The sequence below is a fragment of the Pseudomonas sp. LAIL14HWK12:I7 genome (assembly GCF_000483465.1).
GTDB lineage: Bacteria > Pseudomonadota > Gammaproteobacteria > Pseudomonadales > Pseudomonadaceae > Aquipseudomonas > Aquipseudomonas kermanshahensis.
Map to the genome: position 1 here is coordinate 145,339 of NZ_AXYZ01000013.1, position 20,741 is coordinate 166,079.

The following is a 20,741-nucleotide window of genomic DNA, read 5'->3' on the forward strand; positions in this document are numbered from 1 at the left end:
GAATCATTGTCGTGTTTTGCTCAGGTTGCGTGTCCCTTCCGTAAGCACATCACTTTTACAGGGCGGGACGAACACATGGCGACGACGCAGGGCATGCAACCATTGGCGCGGGCAGTACACGCTGCTGCATTGGGCCTGATCATCACAGGTGGAGGCCTGACTGCAGCCGTGTCGCAAGCCGCCGAGCACAGCGCGCAGCAGGGCCGGACCTTTCAGGTGCCCGCCGGCAACCTGAGCAGCGCCCTTTCCGATTTCGCCAGCCAAGCCGGTATCACCCTGCCCATCGAACCAGGCCTGGTCGAAGGTTTGCGCAGCCCAGGCCTGAACGCCGCCACCAGTGTGGAAGGCGGCTTGCAGCAACTGCTGCAAGGCACCGGCCTGCAAGCGTCACCGCAAGGCAATGGCCTTTACCTGCTGACACCACAGGCCACGGGCACTGGCCTGGAACTGGGCGCTACCAGCATTACCGGCCAAGGCCTGGCGGCGACCACCGAAAACAGCGGGTCGTACACCACCGGCACGATGCAGACGGCCACCAAGCTGCCCTTGAGCCTGCGCGAAACCCCGCAGGCCGTCAGCGTGGTCACGCGCAAGCGGATGGACGACAAGGCCATGACCACCATCAGCGATGTGGTCAAAAGTGCGCCGGGGATCTTCCTCAGCAACTCCGGCGGTGCCGGTCGGCCCTCATTCAGCGCCCGCGGTTTTGACGTCGACAACATCATGTACGACGGCTTCCCCACCAGCTTCCTGACTTACCTGCCCAGCGGCGAAGCCAACCTGGCCATGTACGACCGGGTCGAGATCGTGCGTGGGGCCACCGGGCTGGCCCAGGGCGCTGGCAACCCCGGGGGTGCCATCAACCTGGTGCGCAAGCGCCCGACCCATGAATTCCAGGGCACCCTCACCGGCAGTGCCGGCAGTTGGGACGATTACACCGGCACGCTGGACATCGGCGGCCCATTGAATGAAACCGGCACCCTGCGCGCCCGTACCGTGGTCTCCAAGCAGGACGCCAAAAGCTTCCGCGACTCGGTGGAGAGTGACCATGACCTGTTCTACGGCGTGGTCGACGCCGACCTGAGCGAAAGCACCACCATCACCCTCGGCGCCTACCGGCAGAAAAACCACACCAACTACATTTGGGGCGGTTTGCCCATGGCCCGTGGCGGCGGCCACCTCGGGCTGCCACGCGACACCTTCCTCGGCCATGACTGGGAATATTCCGACAACCGTACCACCGGCTATTTCGCCACCCTCGAGCAAGGCTTCGCCAACGACTGGACACTGCGCCTGGCGGCCATGCAGACCAAGACCGACACCGACGTGCTGGCCTCCTCGATATGGGAATACGACCGCCACTATCTGTGGACCGAAGCCATGGAGCAGAAGGAAAAAGGCTACGACCTGGCCGTCAGCGGCCCCTTCCAGTTGCTCGGTCAAACCCATGACCTGACCGTTGGCGTCAGCAAGCGCCAGCTGGATTATCGGTCTGGCAAGGCCTGGAGCGATTTCATCGACGACGGCAGCAACCTCTTCGAATGGAACCCCCGCGGCCATGCCAAGCCGGATTACGTCACGGGCCCCAACGGCCTCCCCGAGACCACCACCCAGGACAGCGTCTATGCCAGCAGCCGCCTGCGTTTGACCGACCCGCTGTCGCTGATTCTGGGTGGCCGTCTCGACTGGTACGAATTCGACGACAGCGAAAGCAGCGAAAACAACTACAAAATCACGCGCAACCTGACCCGCTATGCCGGCCTGGTCTACGACCTGGACACCAACCACTCGGTCTACGTCAGCTACACCGATATCTTCAAGCCGCAGACCAGCAAAGGCCTGGACAGTAAAGTGCTCGACCCTGTGGTGGGCGAAAACTACGAAGTGGGCATCAAGGGCGAGTACTTTGGTGGCGCGCTGAACGCCAGCCTGGCGGTTTTCCAGATCGACCAAAAGAACCGCGCCCAAGAGCTGCCCGACGTCAAAGGGTGCGGTTCAGGCGCCGCCAGTGCTTGTTACGAGGCGGCCGGCCTGGTGCGCAGCAAAGGCATCGACCTCGAAATCCAGGGTGCCCTCACCGACAACTGGCAACTGGCTGCCGGCTACACCTACACCCAGACCAAGTATGTCAGCGACGCCAACAAAGCCCGCGAAGGCGAAGACTTCGACCGCGCCAAACCGCGCCAGCTGTTCAAGCTGTCGACGATCTACACCCTGCCCGGCGAACTGCAGCACTGGCGCGTGGGTGGTGATATCTACCAACAGAGCCGCATCCGCACCTCGGGGGGCGCCGGTTCTACAGCATGGGAAAACCAGCAAGGCTCATACACCGTGGTGGGGTTGGTGGCAGGCTACAAAGCCAGCGAGCAGCTGGACCTGCAGGTCAACGTCAACAACCTGTTCGACCGCACCTACTACAGCAGCGTGGCCAATGGTGGGTGGAGCCCGTATGACATTTATGGCGACCCACGGAACGTGAAACTGACTGCGCGGTATAGCTTCTAGTCGCTATAAAAAGGGCCCACGCATTGCGGGCCCTTTGGCCGCGCGTGTTGGGTGTGGTTTGAGCGGCGACGCTAAGGCGCCTTCATCGCATCAGTCGTTGCCTTGATAATCTCTTTCGCTGCTTCAACGCTGATCGGCAAGGGGGCCTGTGAATCATCCTGCTCAGGCTTTGGCCGATGATGGAAGTAACGTAGCAACGCAATCAGTAGCAAGGTTGGGACAGTCGATAAAGCCACGATGATGGGAATATCACCCGTCGAATGAGGTTTGACGGAAGTGAAAAAGTACCAAGCGCCTGCGGAAATACGAATATTGCCGAGGAACACGAAACCTAGCAGTGCGAGATAAAAAATGATGACCAACGCCACGGTGACCGTGGTCAACCGCTTTTCCCATCTGAAACGCCAGGATTCACGCCTCAGATAGTCGCTGACCAAGCCGGTATTTTCCGCTTCTCCAAGAGACAGATCATCACTCGTGTCTGTCATAAGAACCCAATCGCTTTCAGCCTGAACTCCATGGCTGCCGTCGATACGCCGAAGGCTCTCGCCAACCGAGCAAGGTCAGTGACCCTCTGCTCCATAACCATATGTTTGACCAAGGCCGCAGGCATCAACAAAGCCGCAGCGAACCTATTGGCAGCAACTTCTTTGGGGTCTCGTGCTCTTGCACTGAATTGCTCGAAGGTATCCCGCGGAGCATCCAGATCACCATGCACATGGTGGCCGATTTCGTGAGCGATGGTGAAGCGCTGACGTACAGGCGCATCCGTGACGTTGTAGGTAATCAACGGTTTGCCATTCCGATAGGAATAGTGGCCGCTCTCGTTCGGACGCCAGCACTCCTGATCGAATGGGGTGAGCGGCTTGACCTCAATACCCATTGCCTGAGCGATGGCGAGAGGGTTTACCGGCAGTCGACCATCCCAATGCGCTTGCAGGACGTCGTTTGCAGTGCGGTACTCCATTCGGCCTCCTGAATCTGGGTGGGTGTTTATCAAAACTGAGGGGCGATTCTGCACAAGTCAAGAGGGGTGGTCAAATTCATGTTGACACACGATGTATCTGTCGTTCTCACGATGAGTGAGGGCCGGCGCTACACTCCCCTCCCGGCCCCTTATAACCCGCTGATTACAACGCATTCATCTCAGCAATATCCCGCGCCACCTGATCCGCAGAGTGGTCAAACATCGCCTGCTCCTGCCCATCCAGCGGCAACTCGATCACCCGCACAATCCCCTCCTCCGCCAGCACACACGGCACCCCCATGGCGATGTCGGTTCGCCCATACTCGCCCTCCAGCACCACCACCGCCGGCAAAATGCGGTTTCGCCCATTAGCGATCGCATCCACCATCTGCGCAATCGCCACACCCGGCGCGTCGCAGGCACTGCCCATTTTCTTCAACCCCAAAATCTCACCGCCCCCCTTGCGCGTGCGTTCCACAATCCGCTCTATCTGCTCGCTGGACAGGAAGTGCGACAACGGCACCGACCCCACCTGGCAGTAGCGCATCAACGGCACCATGCTATCGCCATGTCCGCCCAGCACCAGCGCCGTGATATCCCGAGCAGAAAACCCCGTATCCTCGGCAATGAAGCACTTCATGCGCGCGGTATCCAGCACCCCCGCCTGCCCGAACACCTTGTTACGGCCCTGCCCGCTGAGCGACCAGGCACGATAGGTCAGCACGTCGACAGGGTTCGACACCACCAGCACCGTCGCCGCTGGCGCATGGCGTTTGATATCCCGCATGACGCCATCGAGAATCGGCAGGTTGATACTCAGCACATCCTGCCGCGACTGCCCCGGCTTGCGCGGCACACCTGCCGTGATCACCACCAGCTCAGACCCCTCCAGCATTTCGGCCTTGGCCCCGCCGTAAACCCGCGTATCGGACCCAGCCTCGACCGCCGCCTGCCACACATCCAGCGCCTTGCCCTGCGCCAACTCACCCTGCACATCGATCAACGCCAGCTCACGGCAAAACTCATCCCGGGCGATGATCTGAGCCGCCGCCTCGCCCACCATCCCGGCACCCACGATTGATAGTTTGTTCACCTGACACCTCCCAGCGGCGCGTGCCACCAGGAACACGCCTGCGTATAGAGAGAAGTATTGCCTGCTAATGCCCAAAGGCCACCCTGAGGTGGCCAGTGGTCGTTTTAGAGGGGGGAACGTTGGCTTTCAGGCACTACGCCGGTTAATCGACCGGGCACTGTTCGCGCTGTGACATCACCTTCCCGCACTGCTCACTGGCCAGGCGGCTGATGATCTGGATCGCTTGATGGATGCCAGCCGTGTTGCGGAAGCTCAGGCGCGGGTTGTGTTCGCATTCCAGCATTTCGTCGTGCTGGACCAAGGCTTCACCGAGCAGTTCTAGGGTCCAGGCGTAGCTTTGAATGGTCGAGAGGCGTTCGTGGTCAGTCATGGGGGGCCTCCTGGGGTTTGGAGGTGGGGTGGGATTGGGTGTTGAGGGGGTAGAAACGGTGGGGGGTGGCGGCCGGAGAAGGGCGGCGGCGGAGAGCGGATGCGAGGATCCTTAACGGACTTCTGGTGGTCATGCATGAGTTCCTTTCGTTATGGAACTGCCACCGCTCGCGGCCAAGCAAGTTGGGGTGGCAGCAGTACGCGGGTTGGCCGACCGGGACGAAAGGAGCCCGGCACACCCGAAGGTGTCCCGCGCACCACCGCCATAACGCGACATCGCGGGCACAAAAAAAGCGCCTGCGATGAAGACTGGGCGCTGATGCGCCTTTCGATTCCGACCGGCCAAGGTCGCGTCGCCGATGCTTCGACGACTGGGGCAATTTATCCCTGTGAGGGGGCTATTGCAAGGTTCGGGGCTGTGTGAATGTTCGCCCTGTGCTGTAGGGCTCACAGCGGTCACCAACTTCCTCTCGACGCTGCACCTAGCGGTTTCGAAGATTTTCATTTTCCTGCTTGCACAACAGCAAATTGCATGTTCTTGTTGTCCCGTGTCCCAGGATGCGGGACAACAAGAACAGGTTATGGCATGAAAGGTCAAGACATCGGTTTACTACTCAAGCTGGTTTGCCTGCAACGGCATGAATCGAGCGACAGGGCTATGGCGGCCTGGCCGCACGACTGGAAAGACTGGGAGGACCTGGATGATGACCAGTTGCCTGCATACCCGGGCCAGCTACATGTTGAGATGCGTGCGTCCGCCTACACCGCCCGTGCATTGGAGCTTCAAACTGGCATTAGCAAGACACAGATAAACCTCTCTCTGAAGCATTGCATTGAGATCGGCCTGGCCAGAACCGACCGCAAGCTGGGCGTTCCTAGAGCGAACACCAAGGCGCTGTATGAGTTCATCGTCTACGGCCTGAAGTACGTGCTTCCAGCCCGTGCCGGCGAGCTGACACGTGGTATTACAACCGGCTTCGCAGCACCAGTACTGCACAAGACCTTGACCAGCGCCGGTGAACACGTGCCAGTGTGGCCATACGCCCGCGGCAATACCCTGGGTATGAAGGTCGAGCCGCTGTTCAAGACTGCGGCCGACGCAGCTAGAAAAGACCCGGAAATGTACGCCTTGTTGGCGCTGGTCGATGCCATACGGCTGGGACAGCCCCGCGAACGAAACCTTGCAGCTGAACTGCTGCAGGATCGATTGGAGTCGCTATGAGCGTTTTCAGTACCCTAAAACGCATGCTGTGCGAGGTTGCCAACGCATTGGGGCCAGAGTTGCGCCAGCAGATGACCTTTGTGGGTGGTTGCACCACGGGTTTGCTCCTGACCGATGCCTTCACGCGTGAGCAAGTACGCAGCACCGACGATGTGGATCTGATCGTACACGTCATGGGCCCCGTAGGCTTCATTCGTTTGCAGGAGACTCTAAGCGCTCGCGGCTTCCGGGTTAGCCCACAAGAAGATGACGATGACTTCCCCATTTGCGCAATGAAACTTGGCGACCTTCGCGTTGACTTCATGCCGGACGACGATTCCCTGGGGTTCAGCAACCGCTGGTACAAGGACGCAATGGCCACCTCCACAACCTATGACCTAGACGAGGGAACCACAATCAATCTGGTCAGCCCCGTGTACTTTGTGGCCACTAAACTGGAGGCATGGAAAGGGCGTGGCCGGGGAGATGCGCTGTCCAGTCGTGACATAGAGGACATCCTAAACTTGATTGACGGGCGTCCAGAGCTACAAGACGAAATCAAGTCAGCAGCCGACGAGGTACGCGACTACATCAGCCAGGAGATTGGCAAGTTGCTTCGCGATGGGAACTTTGAATATGCCGTCAACGCCCAAGCGAGAGGCGACGCAGATCGCGAAAATCTGCTATTCGAGCGGCTGGAAGACCTCGCAGGCGACAAACACTGATGCGGATTGGTTGGACCAGTCGCCAAGGCAGAGCCAGGCTCAGCAATAACGATGCTGCAGCTTTCGGGCGCAAGGATCATCACGTGCTGGCCATGCTCGTGGATGCTGCAGAAAAAGGCGACGGGCAAGGCCTTGCCAGACACTGGTCTCGTACCGTGATCGACGTTGCGCTTAGAGAAGCGCATCAGCTGAGTCTCGCGGGATTGGTCGGCATCATGCGCACCGAACAACAGCGACTACGCGAACAATACCTGCACGCCATCGCAAGCTATTACTGCGTTCTCGTCGACCTGCAGCAGCAGTTGCTCCATGTCGCACATGTTGGCGATTGCCTGGTAGGGACCCACCGGCCGGCGGAAGCCATCAACTGGTTGAGCCGCCCACATAATCTGCAAGAGCAGGCTATCTGGCAGGCGGGGGCTTCGGGGGTTGAGGAATCACGACATCTGCTTACCCGATCTCTGAACGCGAGGCGCTTTCACTCTCCGTACTGCCTTACAACAGACCTTCCAACGGATGCGCGGCTACTACTCTGCAGTGACGGTTATTGGCATGAACACCTGCAATCGGGTACCGATCTGCAGCGTGTCAACGATGACTCAAGCGTGTTGAGCCTAGGGTATGGGGAACCGATCATCGAGCTACAGTCGGACTGCGATAACTTCTGGGATTGCAATGAAGAGCGGTGTTAGAGAGTTCGTCGCTGATCCATTCGGGAAATCCACATTTAACATTTCAAAACGTGGGGTTCCTACGAACAGTGTCTGCCCTGCCTGACGACCAAAACTTGCTGGATCTGATCCAAGCGAACAACCAACCCTAGGCTCTGTACAAAAAGTTTTGCGGGAGCGGGCTTGCCCCGCGATGGAGTGCGAAGCGCTCCCACACCCGATATCGACTAGCGTCAAAGTCGCCGCGAATTCAGGCTTTGCTGCCGCGTTGCGGCAGATCGCGGGGCAAGCCCGCTCCCACAACGATGGATGACCATACTTTTCGTACAAAACCTAAAACTGCTTCCGTCAACGGGCCCTGCTAGCGCAGCGGCCCTTTTTTTGTGCTGTCGCTTCTACCAGATGGGGCATGGTGCCCTGGCGCACCCAGCTTCCAGTACGTCCCGGCGCTTTTCAGCGGAGCAAGCTACGAATCACCACAAACAGTACCACCGAACCCACAACCCCAGAGGCAACCAGCCAGCCCGTTGAGGCCATCGCGTGGAAAAACCCTGGGAAGAGTGGCGTCTTCTCAAGCTTCACAAGCACAAGGCAGAGCCATGGCATGAGGATGACGTAAAACAGTGGAACGTAAACGATTGCCTGAAGGACCAGTGTCAGTCCGCCAGCCCAGTCGTTCCAGTCGTGTGGTTTGGCCATGGTGTTTTCCTTTTCTTGAATGGGATGAGTGAATCATCCGCTTCTTATTGCCTCAACCCCAGTATTTACGTTTTAGGTACTGAGACAGAACGAGCCAAGCAGAAACAGCAAAGCCCGCGATAGGCGGGCTTTGCTGAGGGTGTTTCGCAACAGTCATGGACTGCTACCAAATGCTTTACTGGTGCGGAGACAGGAATCGTATCAACACGAAAGCGGCTGAATTCAATGGGTATTATTCTTCAGGGCACAATTCTTTATCTCTAAAATTATCCTCAGCCTGTTTCTAGGCTGCGAAACGCCGTGAGAAAAACCCTGACAGGATGATGGAAGGTGCTCATGCATTCTGCTCCCCGTGAGCCAAAGCCCGCCTCAAGCGACCCACGGGAATGTCAAGATATTAATCAAGCTTAAGGCCGCTCCAGCGAGCGGGTTTTTACCTCACTTTGCGCATACCGCTGTGTAACCACGATTGGAGTCACGCCCACACCGAAACCTTTTTGAAGATCGCTGTCGCTGGCAGGGCATGCGGATCGAGCCGTCCGGCGAGTTCTTCGGACCGAGGAGCCCAGAGGTTTGCGTGTAGTCGCATTGGAAGATGTGGAATTGGAGTAGGGTCCCACCCTACACGCTCATGCACGACGTGGCCGTCCACTAACCACGTGATACGGTCCGGCCGCCAGTCAATCGTGTAAACATGGAAGTCCGAAGTAGCATCGAAGCCGAGGTCGATACGACAAGGCGAACCCCTATAGCCGAAGTTTATTGCTGCACCATCGTCACCTGGGTTGAAGTAGACGTTTACCAGCATGCTTCGAGGATCATCGCCTGCCAGTTCTACATCAATCTCTTGCCTTGGTGCATCTCGGTGAAGAAAAAAGCCAGTAATAAGGCCGAAGCCTCTGGCGGCCTTTATCTGAGCCTCAAAGCGACCATAGCCGAACAGTTGTTTTGACGCGAAGGCTCCCGAACGGTACTGCCTGGTTCCAGTGGCAACCTTGCTAATGATGAGATGGGCACCGTCTTTATCATGAACGAGAGCATCGTGGGAAAACGAGACCAAATTCCCCGGGAAAGTCTCCACGAGCGCGGGAAAAGACGAGGTCGGTGTAGTCATTTCGGAGAAAACGAGCAGTTCCCCTACAGGATGTATGGGGCGATTCGAGGGTAATCTGGGCTGCCACCCATATTTTGCCGGGAGGACCCAAGGTGACTCATCTAGCAAAGAAATTTGCTGGGGATGCGACGGAGCAATCCCGTGCGCGCCATCTGCTCTACCGTCTCGAAACATCCTCAGGCACCGTGGCGTTCCAACAGGGAACGACTGCACGGGCTCGGCGAGGCTGAGAAGACTGCACAGCGGCTCCCACAATCCCCTGTCTGACTCGTCACACGACAGAATCGCGGTGCGCGAAGGCGGTAGAGCCCCCTGCCGTGTCTCGGACCGAAACACTGTTTTCGCTTCCATGAGAAACCTAACGTCAGTTCTTGCGGTTGCAGCTTCCATCGCCTCCGGCGTTAGTGGAGCGTCAACGAGGGCGTCGAACATCTCGAAAAGCTCCCACAAGTCCCGCGGGCGAATAGCTTCTTCATCACCATCGAACACCCGCACTCGCAACCCCAACATCGACAAAGCCATTGCGAGCGCTTCATGCTCGCCGCGGATAGTCCAGGCCAATACCGACACAGCCCCCGCCCGCTCGGGTGCCATAGGGCCCGAGCCTGCATCAATAATCCCCGCTCGCGCTAGGTAAGGAAGCACGGAATAGGAGTTGTCCGAGCCGCTGTCCTGTCGCTGTAATATAACCGGCGAGGAGAGGGCAAGTGCTCCGAGCTCACCAAATCGATAGTTTAACCACATGTCCACTGGGCCAATCACGGGCATTGCCCGTAGCAGAGCCGCCGCACCTTCACGCGACAAGATGTAGCCGGAGAGAAACCAAAGTCCCCTCACCGGTCGGAAAAGAGCATCGCAGAGGTCAACACGTTCTGCTGTTCCCCCGGCATCTTCATAAGACAGGTACAACAAACGCGGACCTCCTTCAGCAAAACAACGCTGAATGGCGGCACGCCAACCACAGGAGATTGCTGCCGCTGCGCCTGTCTTGAACCAAACGTCGTCCTCGAGCACCAGCACATATTTGTCTGCCCCGCATGCGATGGTCTTCCAAACCTCCACGTGCGACCTCGCTACAGCTATCTCCTGCCGCGTCATTTTTACCGGCTCGTTGATGTGAAAGCACTCCTCAAGCCTTGCATCCGGCTGGACGTAAAGTTGGTCACCAATGCGGTATGTCGAGTCAACATCTGCTGTTGCGGCGACGGCGCGGCCGTCGCGAGCATCCACTGCCGAGAATCGTCGAGCTATAGAGGCAAGGGAAACATCGTCGGCCGTTCGGAACCGCCGGAGTTCTCGGACCACGCGCCGCCATCTACGCGGTTGCCGGTCAAGGTTGACGATTAGAATCGAGTTGATCAGTCCTTCGCCCGTACCAAAGGCCGAGATTTTCCCTCCCGGGAAAATGCTCGCTATGGCACGTTGCAAACGAAATGCTATCCCACGCAATATGCCAGAGGCGTCCCTAAGATTCATCGAAACTTCCTTCTCCAGATAGCCTCATTGAGAGTCCATGTTGCGCCAGTTGCGGGCGTCGTTGCGGTAGGAAAGGTCCCAACGTGTTTCCGCAATGGCCTCCCAGTTATTTAACAACTCAAAGTCGGGGGAAGCCCCCCTAATCAGCAGGTCACGTGCGTGCGCAGCTAACGATGCGGTGAGATTTCCTGGACCCGTCGTCTCTTGTATCTCTAGAAAGCGACCCTTGCTTAAAAGCTTCTCGGTCGAGCGAGACAGTGCTCGCTTGAGAACGGGGTGATTGGCTGGCGCAGCTATTGGATCGTTGTTGACATAAAATATGCGCTCATCTGTCGGTAGATCACTTCGCCAGATCTCTGACGCTGGCACCATGCCGCAAGATGGAATGTCGTAGCAAAGCGGCTGTACCTTAAGTGCGCTGTCATGGAAAAGGTATTTCCAGTTGTCTCCAAGCAGTACATCATCTGCGTCGACATACAGTCCACCTTCTGCAACTAAGACGCACATCCGCAGATAGTCACAGCGCATTGCCGGATGCCGGCATCGCGCGAATGCCTCTTGCTCCGAAACTCCATACCACTTAGTAATGTACTCGGCAGCGGATACGTCGTTAAACATCCGGAACGCGAAGCCCTCCGCACTAAGCCTCTTCCAACTGTTTATACAGTCTTGAACGTCGTCCGGCACATTATGCGGATCGTGCCAGTATTGTACGAGTGTCTTCGGAATACTCGAAGCCAGGCTCGATCCGACAACACTCGAAACTGCCGAGCGGCCCAGCTGATGCAGCGTGAGGTTTCGGATAAAGGCGGATCGCAGACGATCGTCCTCCTCGAATCCCAGTGGGTATGAATCCATATTGTTCGCTTACTCAGTAAAGGTCATACATCGGATTGGGGCATCCGATTGATGCCCCTTCCGCAGTGACGCGTGGCGCAACTAGCGCTAGGCTTTGCCCGGTTAGCGGGTCGCCAAAGCTGAAGAGTCCGCGACCGCCTTGTATGTTTGATATCGCTGGGAATCCTTTAGCAGATACGCCCGCCCTTCAACCACGAACCCGTCCAATCCATGTTCCACGCTATAGGAAGCGAGATCAGTAATGTTGTTGATGAATCCTTTCCCGTTGAAGTTTAGGGACGTGTTACACAACACTCCATACCCAGTGCGATTTTTAAACGCGACAAGCAGATCATGAAGCCTTTTGTTGGTTTTAGAGGTGACGGTCTGGATACGGGCCGTCCCATTCACATGCGTGACCGCTGCTAGGGCGTTCGTCGTTGCACGATGAGTGAAAAGCATGTGTGGACTTTCGTGTGCGCATCCGAACCATCTCTCTGCATCATCCTGGAGGCATACAGGAGCAATCGGACGGAACTGTTCGCGTTGCTTGATCTCGTTCAGTCGGATTCGAGTGCTATCTCGGAACGGGGCAGCCAAGATAGACCTGTTGCCAAGTGCGCGTGGGCCGATTTCGTATCGACCATTTACCCATCCGAGAATGAGGTCGCTCGCCAGCATATCGGCAATTGCAGCGGAATCGACATCTCGGATGTCATATCTCTCAGCATTGAATGCGCCTAGAGCACTAAACGCCAATCCAGCATAGACATCCCATTCGATTTTCGGATTGCCAGTAAAGCGGAACTGCGCATCGACGGCCGTGCCTATTGCAGCGCCGGAATCGTTGGCGACTGGAGGCACGAATATCTCCGAAAAAAGACCAGTCTCCATCCATTTCGTGTTCCAGTCGCAATTCAACCCGCATCCACCGGAGATGATCAGTGGGAGCTTCTTCTTCAAGTGATTTTTTGCGAACCTATAGAAGATATCGAATAGCGCATCGCTATAAATCCCCGCAAAATTTCTAAACTCATGGTCTTCCAGCCCCACATTGAAGTGAGGCGCGCTCTCAATGCCCTCATAGGAACTGAGAGCTTGGCACGGGCCACCTAGTAGAAAATGAATCAACTTCTTCTCTTCAGAGGAAGGCGTGCTCCGATTCGAATATGAGGCCAGCGCCATGAGTTTCCCTGCATCGGAGTGCCGGGGATACGCTCCAGTTTTTGGAAAGGTCGGATCTGCCAATCCATAGAGCAGACCGTAGCGATTTCCCGGCTGATCTAGAACATCGGCAATTAGTGTGATATTCAGTTCTGAATCGATCTCGTAAAAAGCACCGAGGCCGCCCTCCCATACCAATGCATAGCACGCGGTTCCTTTTGGGAAAGCCGACATACCAAAGGCACAAAGTAAGTGAGCGCGTTCGTGCGAAGATGAAAAATACTTCACATCTTGTTTTAGGAAACGCCTTTGGCTAATGATGAAATCGTTCTCGGATACACCACGATATCCGACATTCGTTTTCGAGCCAAATAGATATTCATTATGATCACGAGGCCACCATCCTCCAGCACAGATGACATCTGGGATGTCCTCTAGTTCACCGATTGCATCCAGAACATCCGGGATAGCAAGCGAAGAATATCGATAGTTCGAATTTTTTTCCGCCTCGATAGACATTATTAAACGTCCATCTTGAAGTAGTGCAATAGCGCCATCGTGGCCCGGGTTATACGAGAGTATTTTCACGCGGTGGCAATCCCGTCATCCATAAACATCCATTTGCATGATGGCGCTCCACCTGCTGGGGTGAGCGCTCCACGCACCATTTATGTACAGTGTAGGACCGTACCACAATTTTAGTTATGTGGGCTTGCACAACATCGCGAGTGGAACCGCATCTCGGCTGTGCCAATGACTCACAGAATGGCGATTCGGGTTTTGGTCAGATAGGATAGAGATCCGAAGAGGCTGAAAGAAGCCCGCTCTGCAAGCTAGGTGTTCTGTCCCAAAGAGTCATGGTGCGTCCTTAACGGCGACCCAAGCTTACGTGAGGGGCTTGCCAGCGTGCCTTGACATCCAGGATGTCGACAGCTCACACCCAGCTAGAAGCCGATTTCACTACTCCCACGATTCGACAGAATGGACAAGTCAATTCCTGCCCGTCGCCACTGGCAGCTATCGACCCACAGCTGTCTTTCACGAAAGGGAAAAATCGGCCACAAGCAGTTGACAGCGAGCGGCGTACCGGGACGGAATGGTACACAAACGGACGCCAGTTCCATGGCCGTCACCTAGAGAACTGAAGCGTCGGGGCATCATGGGCAATGACTTCTCGATTGAGGGCAACGCGGACAGACTGGCAACTGAGTACGTCACTGCTTGATTTGATGTCAAAGCTTGACGGTGTTGAGAGGTGCAACCCCCAGCAACATCAAGCTCTTGATCTTATCGCTTTTTGGTTTGTGTGGCGTTGACAATCCAAGTGGCAATGAAGGCTAGAGGGGTAATGAATGCTCCTAGAACCAGCTTCTTTCTCAGTTCGCTATTTTCGATCTTGGAAGCAATCGAAGGGCTGAGCCTGTAGTAATAGGCTATGAATGCCTGACCAAGCCTGTGCTTTTGAAGGATTTCATCCCTGAACGACCTCAGCACTAGAACCTTTGGGTGGTCATAGCTGCCTGTCGCTGCTGTTGCAATGAAGCAACCTGATTTTGCAGGTGGTGCTGTGTTTACTTGAATGCCAGCCGCATTTGCTTTTGAGATTAGCGAGGTTCTCAGTTGCGACAGGTAGGATGTGGCTTCCGGCTCATCTTTTAAGTAGTCCATGTACTCTGATGAATGAGAGTAAAAGGAGTCTACGGCAGCTATGGTGGACTTCAATGAGGCTTCGTTCTCATTTAATGAGAGCGATTTCTCCAGAAGCTTAATTGCTGCGATGCGCTTGGGGATGAAGCCCTTCGCAGATAACCGTGCAAATCCTTTCTGAGCTACACGGTGGAGCACTGCTGAGCCGCCTGCAGGCATTGGCACCTTGTGGTGATCGATGATTTTTTCTTTGTGACTAGCTTTCAAACTTTTAATTATGTCTGCGTAACAGTTTTCTATAAGCGACTGAGTTTTTTCAATGCCGAAGCTTGGCGTGTGGTTCTTAAAGCCCCGATCTAGGCTGAAGATGACCTCTTCAACTTTGATGGTGTCGTCATCAACCATCATTGCTGCAGCAGATAGGCCTTTGATAAGCCAAGCCTCTGACTCAGTGGGATCGGCTTCGATTACTGAAGAACTGTATTTATAGGAGTCTCTATAACTACTTGCAAGAAATGAGGAGTTTGCCAAGTCTTTTAGAGTGTTGATATCCATTTCTCGATTCCATCATTAACGATAGGGGGGCAGGTCTGCGAGCAGAGGCAGGGCGTCCTGCATTGCAGTGACTTCATTATGATATCATCGCTGAAGGTCTTTCAAAGATAAAGGAATTTGGCACCGCCCTTCGAAATCTAAAGCCCGAGGTCGCTCGCAAACCCCAGCTAAACAAGCCACTACAGGTGCTACTTGATGTGGTCAGTTCTGTAGATCTCAAAAAGGCGTTTGACTGGGAAGTCGTGCAGTACGGGCCCCAAGCCTTGCTTGGCGTACCAGCGATGATCTGAGCTTGCTATCACGATGAAGGCAAGGTCATCGCCGCTGGTAATAAGCTGGAAGTGGTATCTGTTTCCTGAGGCTGAATAATCTCAGTTCGCTGAGTGGCGCTGTGGGCTGGTCATAAGGGAATGGCAGGCTGAGTCGCCCCAGCTTCGGTAGACACTCGAAGACTACTACTGGCCGCAAGCTGCCCCGACATGAAGGGCTGCTACGGGTCGATAGCAGCCGGTCACGGCTGACCGCTATCGGCCAGAAGCGGTCATTGAGTTACTACTGAATTAGCTTGTAATATACATATTTATCTAGTTGGCAATGAAATGCCAGCCAATGGCCAGATTGGCAATTTTCATACTCAGCAACCAGTTAAACCAGAAAAGACTCACACGAGCCTCTAATTTAGCCTGCCTGATACTCATTAAATTTCAGGAAGGCATGATGCACGGACTGCTAAATTAGGATGTAAGTTTTTCATTCAAGTCAATACGCTTTTTAAGCGAGCTTTCTTCAATGGAAGAAATTGGCAATGCATGCCCTCCATAAAGATAGTCATCTTGGTAGTTATGATTATTTTTAACCAAAGCATCCAGTGCAAGCCTGAAGGTCAACTGGGTAGACATCACTTCAAGGTCACTAGCAACCAAATGACCGGAAGATAGCCAGTCATAGATATACCTACACTCATCAAAAGGAAGGACATCAAGAAACATCCGGTTCTTTTTACCATCGGCGACATACGTAAACCGTTTAGCCTCTTTAATATTCAAATGCTTCGGATAGGAAAACTGTGCAAATAACGGATAAAAGCCTAAGCCCTCAGTGGGTACATCGCATAGCTGAGGCATTTCTAACCGATAATTGAAGTCCCGAACATCTAGCATCCCCGCCCGCCACAAACCCTTATCCTCTTTGCAAGCATAAAAAGCGAGAATAGTTTCGATGGCTTTTTTTTCGTTTCCACTGGTATCAACTAGTTGCTGCATCCACCGACGAAAAAAGTTCCGTTCGCCATCCGAATATGGAACATCTTGCCCCTCATAAACATCAAGAAAATCAATTGTTCTTAATAGCGAAAAATTGCCTCCCTCATGAACGTAGCCGCACTCATTCCCCAACAGATTTTTTTTGGCCGAGGCAATGATCTCTTCTTTTTTCAAAAACATATTATCCCACAGCTTGCTGTTGATCAGTCTCTCTGTGGGGGCGATAATAGACCCTATATCCATTATCTGCCGCGTTATATAAGAGCCATAATAAAAATCAAAGTTCGACTTTACCTTGTCGAATAGGAACTCATAACCTGGCTCCTCGTCCTCCATTATAGAAGAATCATCTTCGTGATCCACTTTATAAGAATCATCTACATCAAGATCGTGCATAGTCGTCTCGGAAACCCACATCCCATGCTCTTCCGCACTGGCTCCAGCATAGAATCTTTTTCCTGAGGTCGTGTCCAAAGTTCGCTTTGGGTAAAGATATGATGCTATCAAGTGCGAATATTTATGCAGGTCGGATTCTTTATTGGTGTCTGGCGCACTGAAGTTAGTAATAAGTACCCCCAAAGGGTTCAGTGACGAGTTCCGAAAAATTGAAGATACGATTTGTAGAGTTCTTTTATCGCTACTAGGAAATGTCGCACAAGCATCGTAGTATATAATATCAAATCTCCGGGGAGTGGCCGCGAAGTACTCCTCCATTTTCATTTTTATTAATTTGACGCCCCTAATATTACTATCACGAACCTCCTTGAGGGCTCGTTCAAATTCAATATCCGAAATTTCAAAGGCCCAAATATTTTCAGCGCTCACCCCTAGATCAATCAAAGTTTTTATGTCATTCATGGGCTCAGGCCCCGCGAGATATGCGATGGTTAGATCTCTCGCTTTTAATCGACCAACTACAGAAGCCCGGAAATCTTCCCATGCTGTCACATCACGATCCAAACAGCGATCAGCGGCCAACTGATATTCGCCGTAATCTAGGATGCTGCATAATTTTCTCGCTGTGCGCACATAAGCTCTAGGGGCTATAGTCGACTTCTGTCTACGAGTGGTTAAAAGTTTTACAGCGTGGGTCAGCGCATTGGATCGAGCCAAAGTTTTCGTGGGCTGCTTGTATGAAGTTGTATTTTTATCATCCATTCGTAAAAACCTATCCTGATTAAACCGATTTTAAGAAATTTCTTACTAACAATTCACAGGGTCGCACGCACAATTTTCGGGTTTGCCAAAGCTAGCAAGTATGAAAGCGTTCATCTGTGAGAAAACATGGCCTCCAGCTTGACATAATCTGTCAGTCGAGATTTTTTTCCAACTACGAAAACGCCTTAGCCTTCGTCTAATTCTGAACGGCGGCAGCTTGAAACCGCTAACCATGATGGCGGCGCGCACGAGCACAGAGCCTAATACGGGGTTAGGTAAGCACTGGGGAATGGCCGCCTTAAGAGCCAAGTTTCTCCCTTGCCGACAGGCAGCAATTGACCGAAAGGTGCCCCCTCGTTTCCCACGCGTGCTTGAAAGCCTGCTTTTTGCCTAGAAGAATGACAGGTTCTGGCCGTATGCAGACTCCGGCGAGGGTCTGCTATGGGTCGTAAGCGGTCTGTCGCGAACGGGAGCCTTCGACTCATAGCTGTCAATCACGAACCGTGAGCGGTTGGCTGCTCAGTCACCCACCCTATTACCATAGGACGTAATCAGCGCACGCAATTCTTCGATGGTAAGCGCGGGCTTTTTGCGATGAAGCATGGCATGGCAGTTAGGGCATACGGGCCTCAGGTCATTTACCGGGTCTACCTGGTACTGTTGGCCGATCTCTGCCAAGGGTTTGAGGTGGTGAACATGGATGTACCCCTTGCCCAAAGTCCCGTAAAAGTACTCAAAATGAAAACCACAGGCCGCGCAGCTGGCACCCCATTTGTTAATGCACTTTAGGCGAGCTTCCGGGTCGCGTTCGAAACGATTTACCGTAATAGTCTTCCGAGCACCTTCGAAGTATACTTCGCCATCCTCAAGTTCATCTGGAAAATGAAGCAGCGTTGTTCCTGTACGTTCAATCCAAAGCTTGGAGAGTGACGCTGCGGCGTCGAAAGGAATTTTTTTTCCTGAACCTTGAGCGTTCCAAATGGTGGGATGGAGCTCCATTAGCTCATCAATACCGATTTTGATTTGGGTTCGTGGGTCATACAGACTATCGAACGTTACGTCGACGTAGATTGCGTTTTTTCCCTGCTTGCGAAGTTCTTCGTTGTAGTGCGGCGCTTCGAAAGCTTCACTAGCAGTGAATCCTGAACCAAATATCCCTCGCGCCCCCACGCCTTGCCTAGTAAGGAACACGCGTGAGCCAAGGGGGATTTTTTTCGACGTGCCAGAGCTCCAACGTAGCGTTTTATTACCCTCTTCGAAACATTTAAGATAGTGTGAGAGTTGCTCGTACTCCCATTCCGTCGGTTTCCAAGTGAGCAGATAGGCGTCCATGAGTATCCTTGAACTGTAGAGAGTAAGGCCGAAGCCGGCGGATCACGAAATTTTCCGTTGCTTGCAGAAAATAAATGTCCAGAGCGGTAGCCACAAGAACTATTTATGCCGCGCTCACGAGCGGCCCCTTTGGGTCGGAAGCGGTAAGTCGTAACTATCAATCAGATCTTAGTTCGGCATTTGAAGACCCATGGCTTTTCTAAACGACGAGCTAGCAGCCGCACCGTCAGCAGGTAGTAATACCGAGTTGCTGCGCATCGCCCAGCTAGTCGGTGCTCAACAAACCAAATCACATGTTTTCTCTGCCAGACCCAAGGTGTTTCCAGCTGCCAGCGTTTAGATATCTCTGCTTGGATGAGCTTTGCTTGCCTTAAATGGCGCTGCCGGGTTGCGTACGAACCCGTCAGTACCGTCGCCAAGAACAGTTCCATATCGAATGACTTACTCATACGCGCCCTCCAATGTAGGCCCCAACCACATCGATCCGACCATGCCCCAGTTCATAGCTGATTTGCCTACGAGCCTCGCGGTCACGGTGCTGATCTAACCGACAGCATTGACCGCCGTTGATAGGCGCACGGTGCGGGGTGATTTGCTCGTAGCGCTCACACGCGTACGCCGCTCGTAGTTCATGAAAGCCGTTGAGGTTGTGTGCGTGCAGGATCTCCCGTGCAGGTCGGATTATGTCTTGCAGTACATTCAGATAGCTCTCGTGTGGAGCAATCATGTTGCGGCTACGGGCAGGCGACACATGCCATGCAAACCTGAGTGCTCTTCGAACGTGCTCATCGACCGAAATCCAGCGGGGTGCCGAGGCTCCGGCGCGGCCGCCTTTGGTGCCATCTTGAGTGTTAATTCTGCCTAGCTCTTTAGCCTCACGGCTCAGCCGTGGCAGGTCTGCCAGGATGGCCTCACGTACGCGCATGCCGGTGGCTCGCGCCAACAGAACAATCGCTGCGGCCCGTTGCTGATGATCGCGACAAAGCGCATCGACGATCTGCTTAACCTGTTCGCGGTCTTGGCCTTGCGGAGCCGAATGGCGAACTCCGGTGCGCTGCATTCCCAACGCCTTGCTCGGACTGGGCAATTTCACATACTGATCACCGCGAAGTGCCGCCATGGTTCTGTTAACGCTGGATAGACGATTTTGCGCGGTGCTGATGGCGAGGTCACCGCGCCTAACTACCTCGCGAAGATAATCCGCGTAGTCGGCCAACACCTTTCGATCAATCTGCCGCGCATCATTGATTCCGGGCCCCTGTTCGGAGCGGCACCACTTTACGAATGCCTGCCACCGATCACAGTGCGCCTTGACCGTGCCGTAATGGCCACCGCCAAACATGTCTTTCAACGCCTGGGGTCCTGCGTAGCTCAATTGCCTGCCATAGCCGAAATTACGACCATCGCGTCTACCCACCAGTGCCATGTCGGTTACCTCATCGTCCGTTCTCCGATCCTCGCGCCACGTCATCCCGCCAAGAATGCTGAGTGTTATCAGGGATCAAGGCCCCTGCGACCTGTGGGGAGTGTCCTCTACGAGGGACTGGCGGCTCCTTACGACCGGGAGCAAGGGCATCTCATGATCTGGCCTCCTGAACACCGTTACCGGTGGGCGGGTGGAGGCAGCATTGGCTGACGAGACCAGTACCTGAAGATCCTGAGCCATGTGCAAGCAGCAATGCGATGACCGGGGCATGCCTGACTGTCAGTCAGGTGCAGTCCATTCCTTGGTCTGCGGCACCATCATCTACATGGCTGTTGCTGGTGACATCGGCGTTTGTCACGCCGATTGTCACGAGGGGGGATGCCGCAAGGCCATGTGCGATCAGGGCTGCTGCAGTTACAGAAGCGCCCGCCTTTTTCCTGGATGTATAAACGGGCGCAATGCGCGGGGAATATTGGGCCAAACCCAGGGTTGAATGGCACAGGCTTCGCCCGTGTTCGCGGGTAAACCCGCTCCCACAGG

The 20,741-nt window shown here is 54.5% G+C and carries 17 protein-coding genes; 4 read left to right on the forward strand and 13 right to left on the reverse strand.

All coding sequences use genetic code 11. The features are described from left to right. Positions 1-75: 75 nt before the first annotated feature. Entirely contained in the window at positions 76-2,505 is a 2,430-nt protein-coding gene (locus D886_RS0114060; protein ID WP_050580754.1) for a TonB-dependent siderophore receptor, read from the forward strand. A gap of 71 nt (positions 2,506-2,576) precedes the next feature. Here the strand turns inward: D886_RS0114060 and D886_RS0114065 are convergent, their stop codons facing one another. The 4 genes from D886_RS0114065 to D886_RS0114080 form a co-directional block, all read right to left on the reverse strand. Continuing rightward, complete coding sequence (locus D886_RS0114065; RefSeq protein WP_027594540.1) at positions 2,577-2,993, reverse strand: hypothetical protein; 417 nt, start codon at positions 2,991-2,993, stop codon at positions 2,577-2,579. Then, on the reverse strand, positions 2,990-3,472 hold the full coding sequence (locus D886_RS0114070) for an ImmA/IrrE family metallo-endopeptidase (RefSeq protein WP_027594541.1): 483 nt from the start codon (positions 3,470-3,472) through the stop codon (positions 2,990-2,992). Before D886_RS0114070 ends, D886_RS0114065 begins: the two co-directional genes overlap by 4 nt. Positions 3,473-3,635: 163 nt before the next feature. Further along, positions 3,636-4,565 (reverse strand): malate dehydrogenase, encoded by a 930-nt coding sequence (locus D886_RS0114075; RefSeq protein WP_027594542.1) that lies wholly within the window; start codon positions 4,563-4,565, stop codon positions 3,636-3,638. A gap of 142 nt (positions 4,566-4,707) precedes the next feature. Further along, positions 4,708-4,935, reverse strand: coding sequence for a hypothetical protein (locus tag D886_RS0114080; RefSeq protein ID WP_027594543.1), 228 nt, complete (start codon positions 4,933-4,935; stop codon positions 4,708-4,710). 585 nt (positions 4,936-5,520) lie between these two features. Here D886_RS0114080 and D886_RS0114085 point away from each other — a divergent pair. The 3 genes from D886_RS0114085 to D886_RS0114095 all read left to right on the forward strand — a co-directional run bounded on the left by D886_RS0114085 (position 5,521) and on the right by D886_RS0114095 (position 7,552). After that, the gene (locus D886_RS0114085; protein WP_027594544.1) at positions 5,521-6,156 is read left to right on the forward strand and encodes a hypothetical protein; all 636 of its coding nucleotides are present in this window, start codon (positions 5,521-5,523) and stop codon (positions 6,154-6,156) included. Further along, the gene (locus D886_RS0114090) at positions 6,153-6,860 is read left to right on the forward strand and encodes a nucleotidyl transferase AbiEii/AbiGii toxin family protein (RefSeq protein ID WP_027594545.1); all 708 of its coding nucleotides are present in this window, start codon (positions 6,153-6,155) and stop codon (positions 6,858-6,860) included. Before D886_RS0114085 ends, D886_RS0114090 begins: the two co-directional genes overlap by 4 nt. Positions 6,861-6,952: 92 nt before the next feature. After that, a complete protein-coding gene (locus tag D886_RS0114095; RefSeq protein WP_256215086.1) occupies positions 6,953-7,552 on the forward strand; it encodes a hypothetical protein in 600 nt (199 codons plus the stop codon). 432 nt (positions 7,553-7,984) lie between these two features. Here D886_RS0114095 and D886_RS0114100 read toward each other — a convergent pair whose 3' ends face one another. From D886_RS0114100 to D886_RS0114140, 9 genes are all read right to left on the reverse strand, one after another. After that, complete coding sequence (locus D886_RS0114100) at positions 7,985-8,230, reverse strand: hypothetical protein (RefSeq protein ID WP_033694201.1); 246 nt, start codon at positions 8,228-8,230, stop codon at positions 7,985-7,987. Positions 8,231-8,705: 475 nt separating this feature from the next. Continuing rightward, positions 8,706-10,820, reverse strand: coding sequence for a family 16 glycosylhydrolase (locus tag D886_RS0114105; RefSeq protein ID WP_027594548.1), 2,115 nt, complete (start codon positions 10,818-10,820; stop codon positions 8,706-8,708). Between the two features lie 24 nt (positions 10,821-10,844). Further along, positions 10,845-11,678: a glycosyltransferase family 32 protein gene (locus D886_RS0114110; protein ID WP_027594549.1), complete on the reverse strand. Its 834-nt coding sequence runs from the start codon at positions 11,676-11,678 to the stop codon at positions 10,845-10,847. A gap of 102 nt (positions 11,679-11,780) precedes the next feature. Further along, positions 11,781-13,340, reverse strand: a complete 1,560-nt coding sequence (locus D886_RS26975; protein WP_256215079.1) for a carbamoyltransferase C-terminal domain-containing protein — start codon at positions 13,338-13,340, stop codon at positions 11,781-11,783. A 768-nt stretch (positions 13,341-14,108) separates the two neighbouring features. Continuing rightward, positions 14,109-15,023 carry a CFI-box-CTERM domain-containing protein gene (locus D886_RS0114120; protein ID WP_027594550.1) on the reverse strand — a complete coding sequence of 305 codons (915 nt, stop codon included), beginning with the start codon at positions 15,021-15,023 and terminating at the stop codon, positions 14,109-14,111. A 734-nt stretch (positions 15,024-15,757) separates the two neighbouring features. Next, positions 15,758-17,443 (reverse strand): class I SAM-dependent methyltransferase, encoded by a 1,686-nt coding sequence (locus D886_RS28215; RefSeq protein ID WP_155951422.1) that lies wholly within the window; start codon positions 17,441-17,443, stop codon positions 15,758-15,760. Positions 17,444-17,962: 519 nt separating this feature from the next. Continuing rightward, positions 17,963-18,775, reverse strand: coding sequence for an HNH endonuclease (locus tag D886_RS0114135; RefSeq protein ID WP_027594552.1), 813 nt, complete (start codon positions 18,773-18,775; stop codon positions 17,963-17,965). A 161-nt stretch (positions 18,776-18,936) separates the two neighbouring features. After that, positions 18,937-19,224 (reverse strand): hypothetical protein, encoded by a 288-nt coding sequence (locus tag D886_RS27850; RefSeq protein WP_081717498.1) that lies wholly within the window; start codon positions 19,222-19,224, stop codon positions 18,937-18,939. After that, positions 19,221-20,201 carry an integrase domain-containing protein gene (locus tag D886_RS0114140; RefSeq protein ID WP_027594553.1) on the reverse strand — a complete coding sequence of 327 codons (981 nt, stop codon included), beginning with the start codon at positions 20,199-20,201 and terminating at the stop codon, positions 19,221-19,223. The genes D886_RS27850 and D886_RS0114140 overlap by 4 nt, the downstream gene beginning before the upstream one ends. Positions 20,202-20,741 lie beyond the last annotated feature (540 nt).

What these genes read in the sequence shown, in the direction of transcription:
- D886_RS0114065 (WP_027594540.1), bottom strand. Translation starts at nt 2,993, where the DNA reads ATGACAGACACGAGTGATGATCTGTCTCTTGGAGAAGCGGAAAATACC.
- D886_RS0114135 (WP_027594552.1), bottom strand. Translation starts at nt 18,775, where the DNA reads ATGGACGCCTATCTGCTCACTTGGAAACCGACGGAATGGGAGTACGAG.
- D886_RS0114080 (WP_027594543.1), bottom strand. Translation starts at nt 4,935, where the DNA reads ATGACTGACCACGAACGCCTCTCGACCATTCAAAGCTACGCCTGGACC.
- D886_RS0114100 (WP_033694201.1), bottom strand. Translation starts at nt 8,230, where the DNA reads ATGGCCAAACCACACGACTGGAACGACTGGGCTGGCGGACTGACACTG.
- D886_RS0114140 (WP_027594553.1), bottom strand. Translation starts at nt 20,201, where the DNA reads ATGGCACTGGTGGGTAGACGCGATGGTCGTAATTTCGGCTATGGCAGG.
- D886_RS0114105 (WP_027594548.1), bottom strand. Translation starts at nt 10,820, where the DNA reads ATGAATCTTAGGGACGCCTCTGGCATATTGCGTGGGATAGCATTTCGT.
- D886_RS0114095 (WP_256215086.1), top strand. Translation starts at nt 6,953, where the DNA reads ATGCTCGTGGATGCTGCAGAAAAAGGCGACGGGCAAGGCCTTGCCAGA.
- D886_RS26975 (WP_256215079.1), bottom strand. Translation starts at nt 13,340, where the DNA reads ATGTCTATCGAGGCGGAAAAAAATTCGAACTATCGATATTCTTCGCTT.
- D886_RS0114070 (WP_027594541.1), bottom strand. Translation starts at nt 3,472, where the DNA reads ATGGAGTACCGCACTGCAAACGACGTCCTGCAAGCGCATTGGGATGGT.
- D886_RS0114110 (WP_027594549.1), bottom strand. Translation starts at nt 11,678, where the DNA reads ATGGATTCATACCCACTGGGATTCGAGGAGGACGATCGTCTGCGATCC.
- D886_RS0114060 (WP_050580754.1), top strand. Translation starts at nt 76, where the DNA reads ATGGCGACGACGCAGGGCATGCAACCATTGGCGCGGGCAGTACACGCT.
- D886_RS27850 (WP_081717498.1), bottom strand. Translation starts at nt 19,224, where the DNA reads ATGAGTAAGTCATTCGATATGGAACTGTTCTTGGCGACGGTACTGACG.
- D886_RS0114090 (WP_027594545.1), top strand. Translation starts at nt 6,153, where the DNA reads ATGAGCGTTTTCAGTACCCTAAAACGCATGCTGTGCGAGGTTGCCAAC.
- D886_RS0114120 (WP_027594550.1), bottom strand. Translation starts at nt 15,023, where the DNA reads ATGGATATCAACACTCTAAAAGACTTGGCAAACTCCTCATTTCTTGCA.
- D886_RS0114085 (WP_027594544.1), top strand. Translation starts at nt 5,521, where the DNA reads ATGAAAGGTCAAGACATCGGTTTACTACTCAAGCTGGTTTGCCTGCAA.
- D886_RS28215 (WP_155951422.1), bottom strand. Translation starts at nt 17,443, where the DNA reads ATGGATGATAAAAATACAACTTCATACAAGCAGCCCACGAAAACTTTG.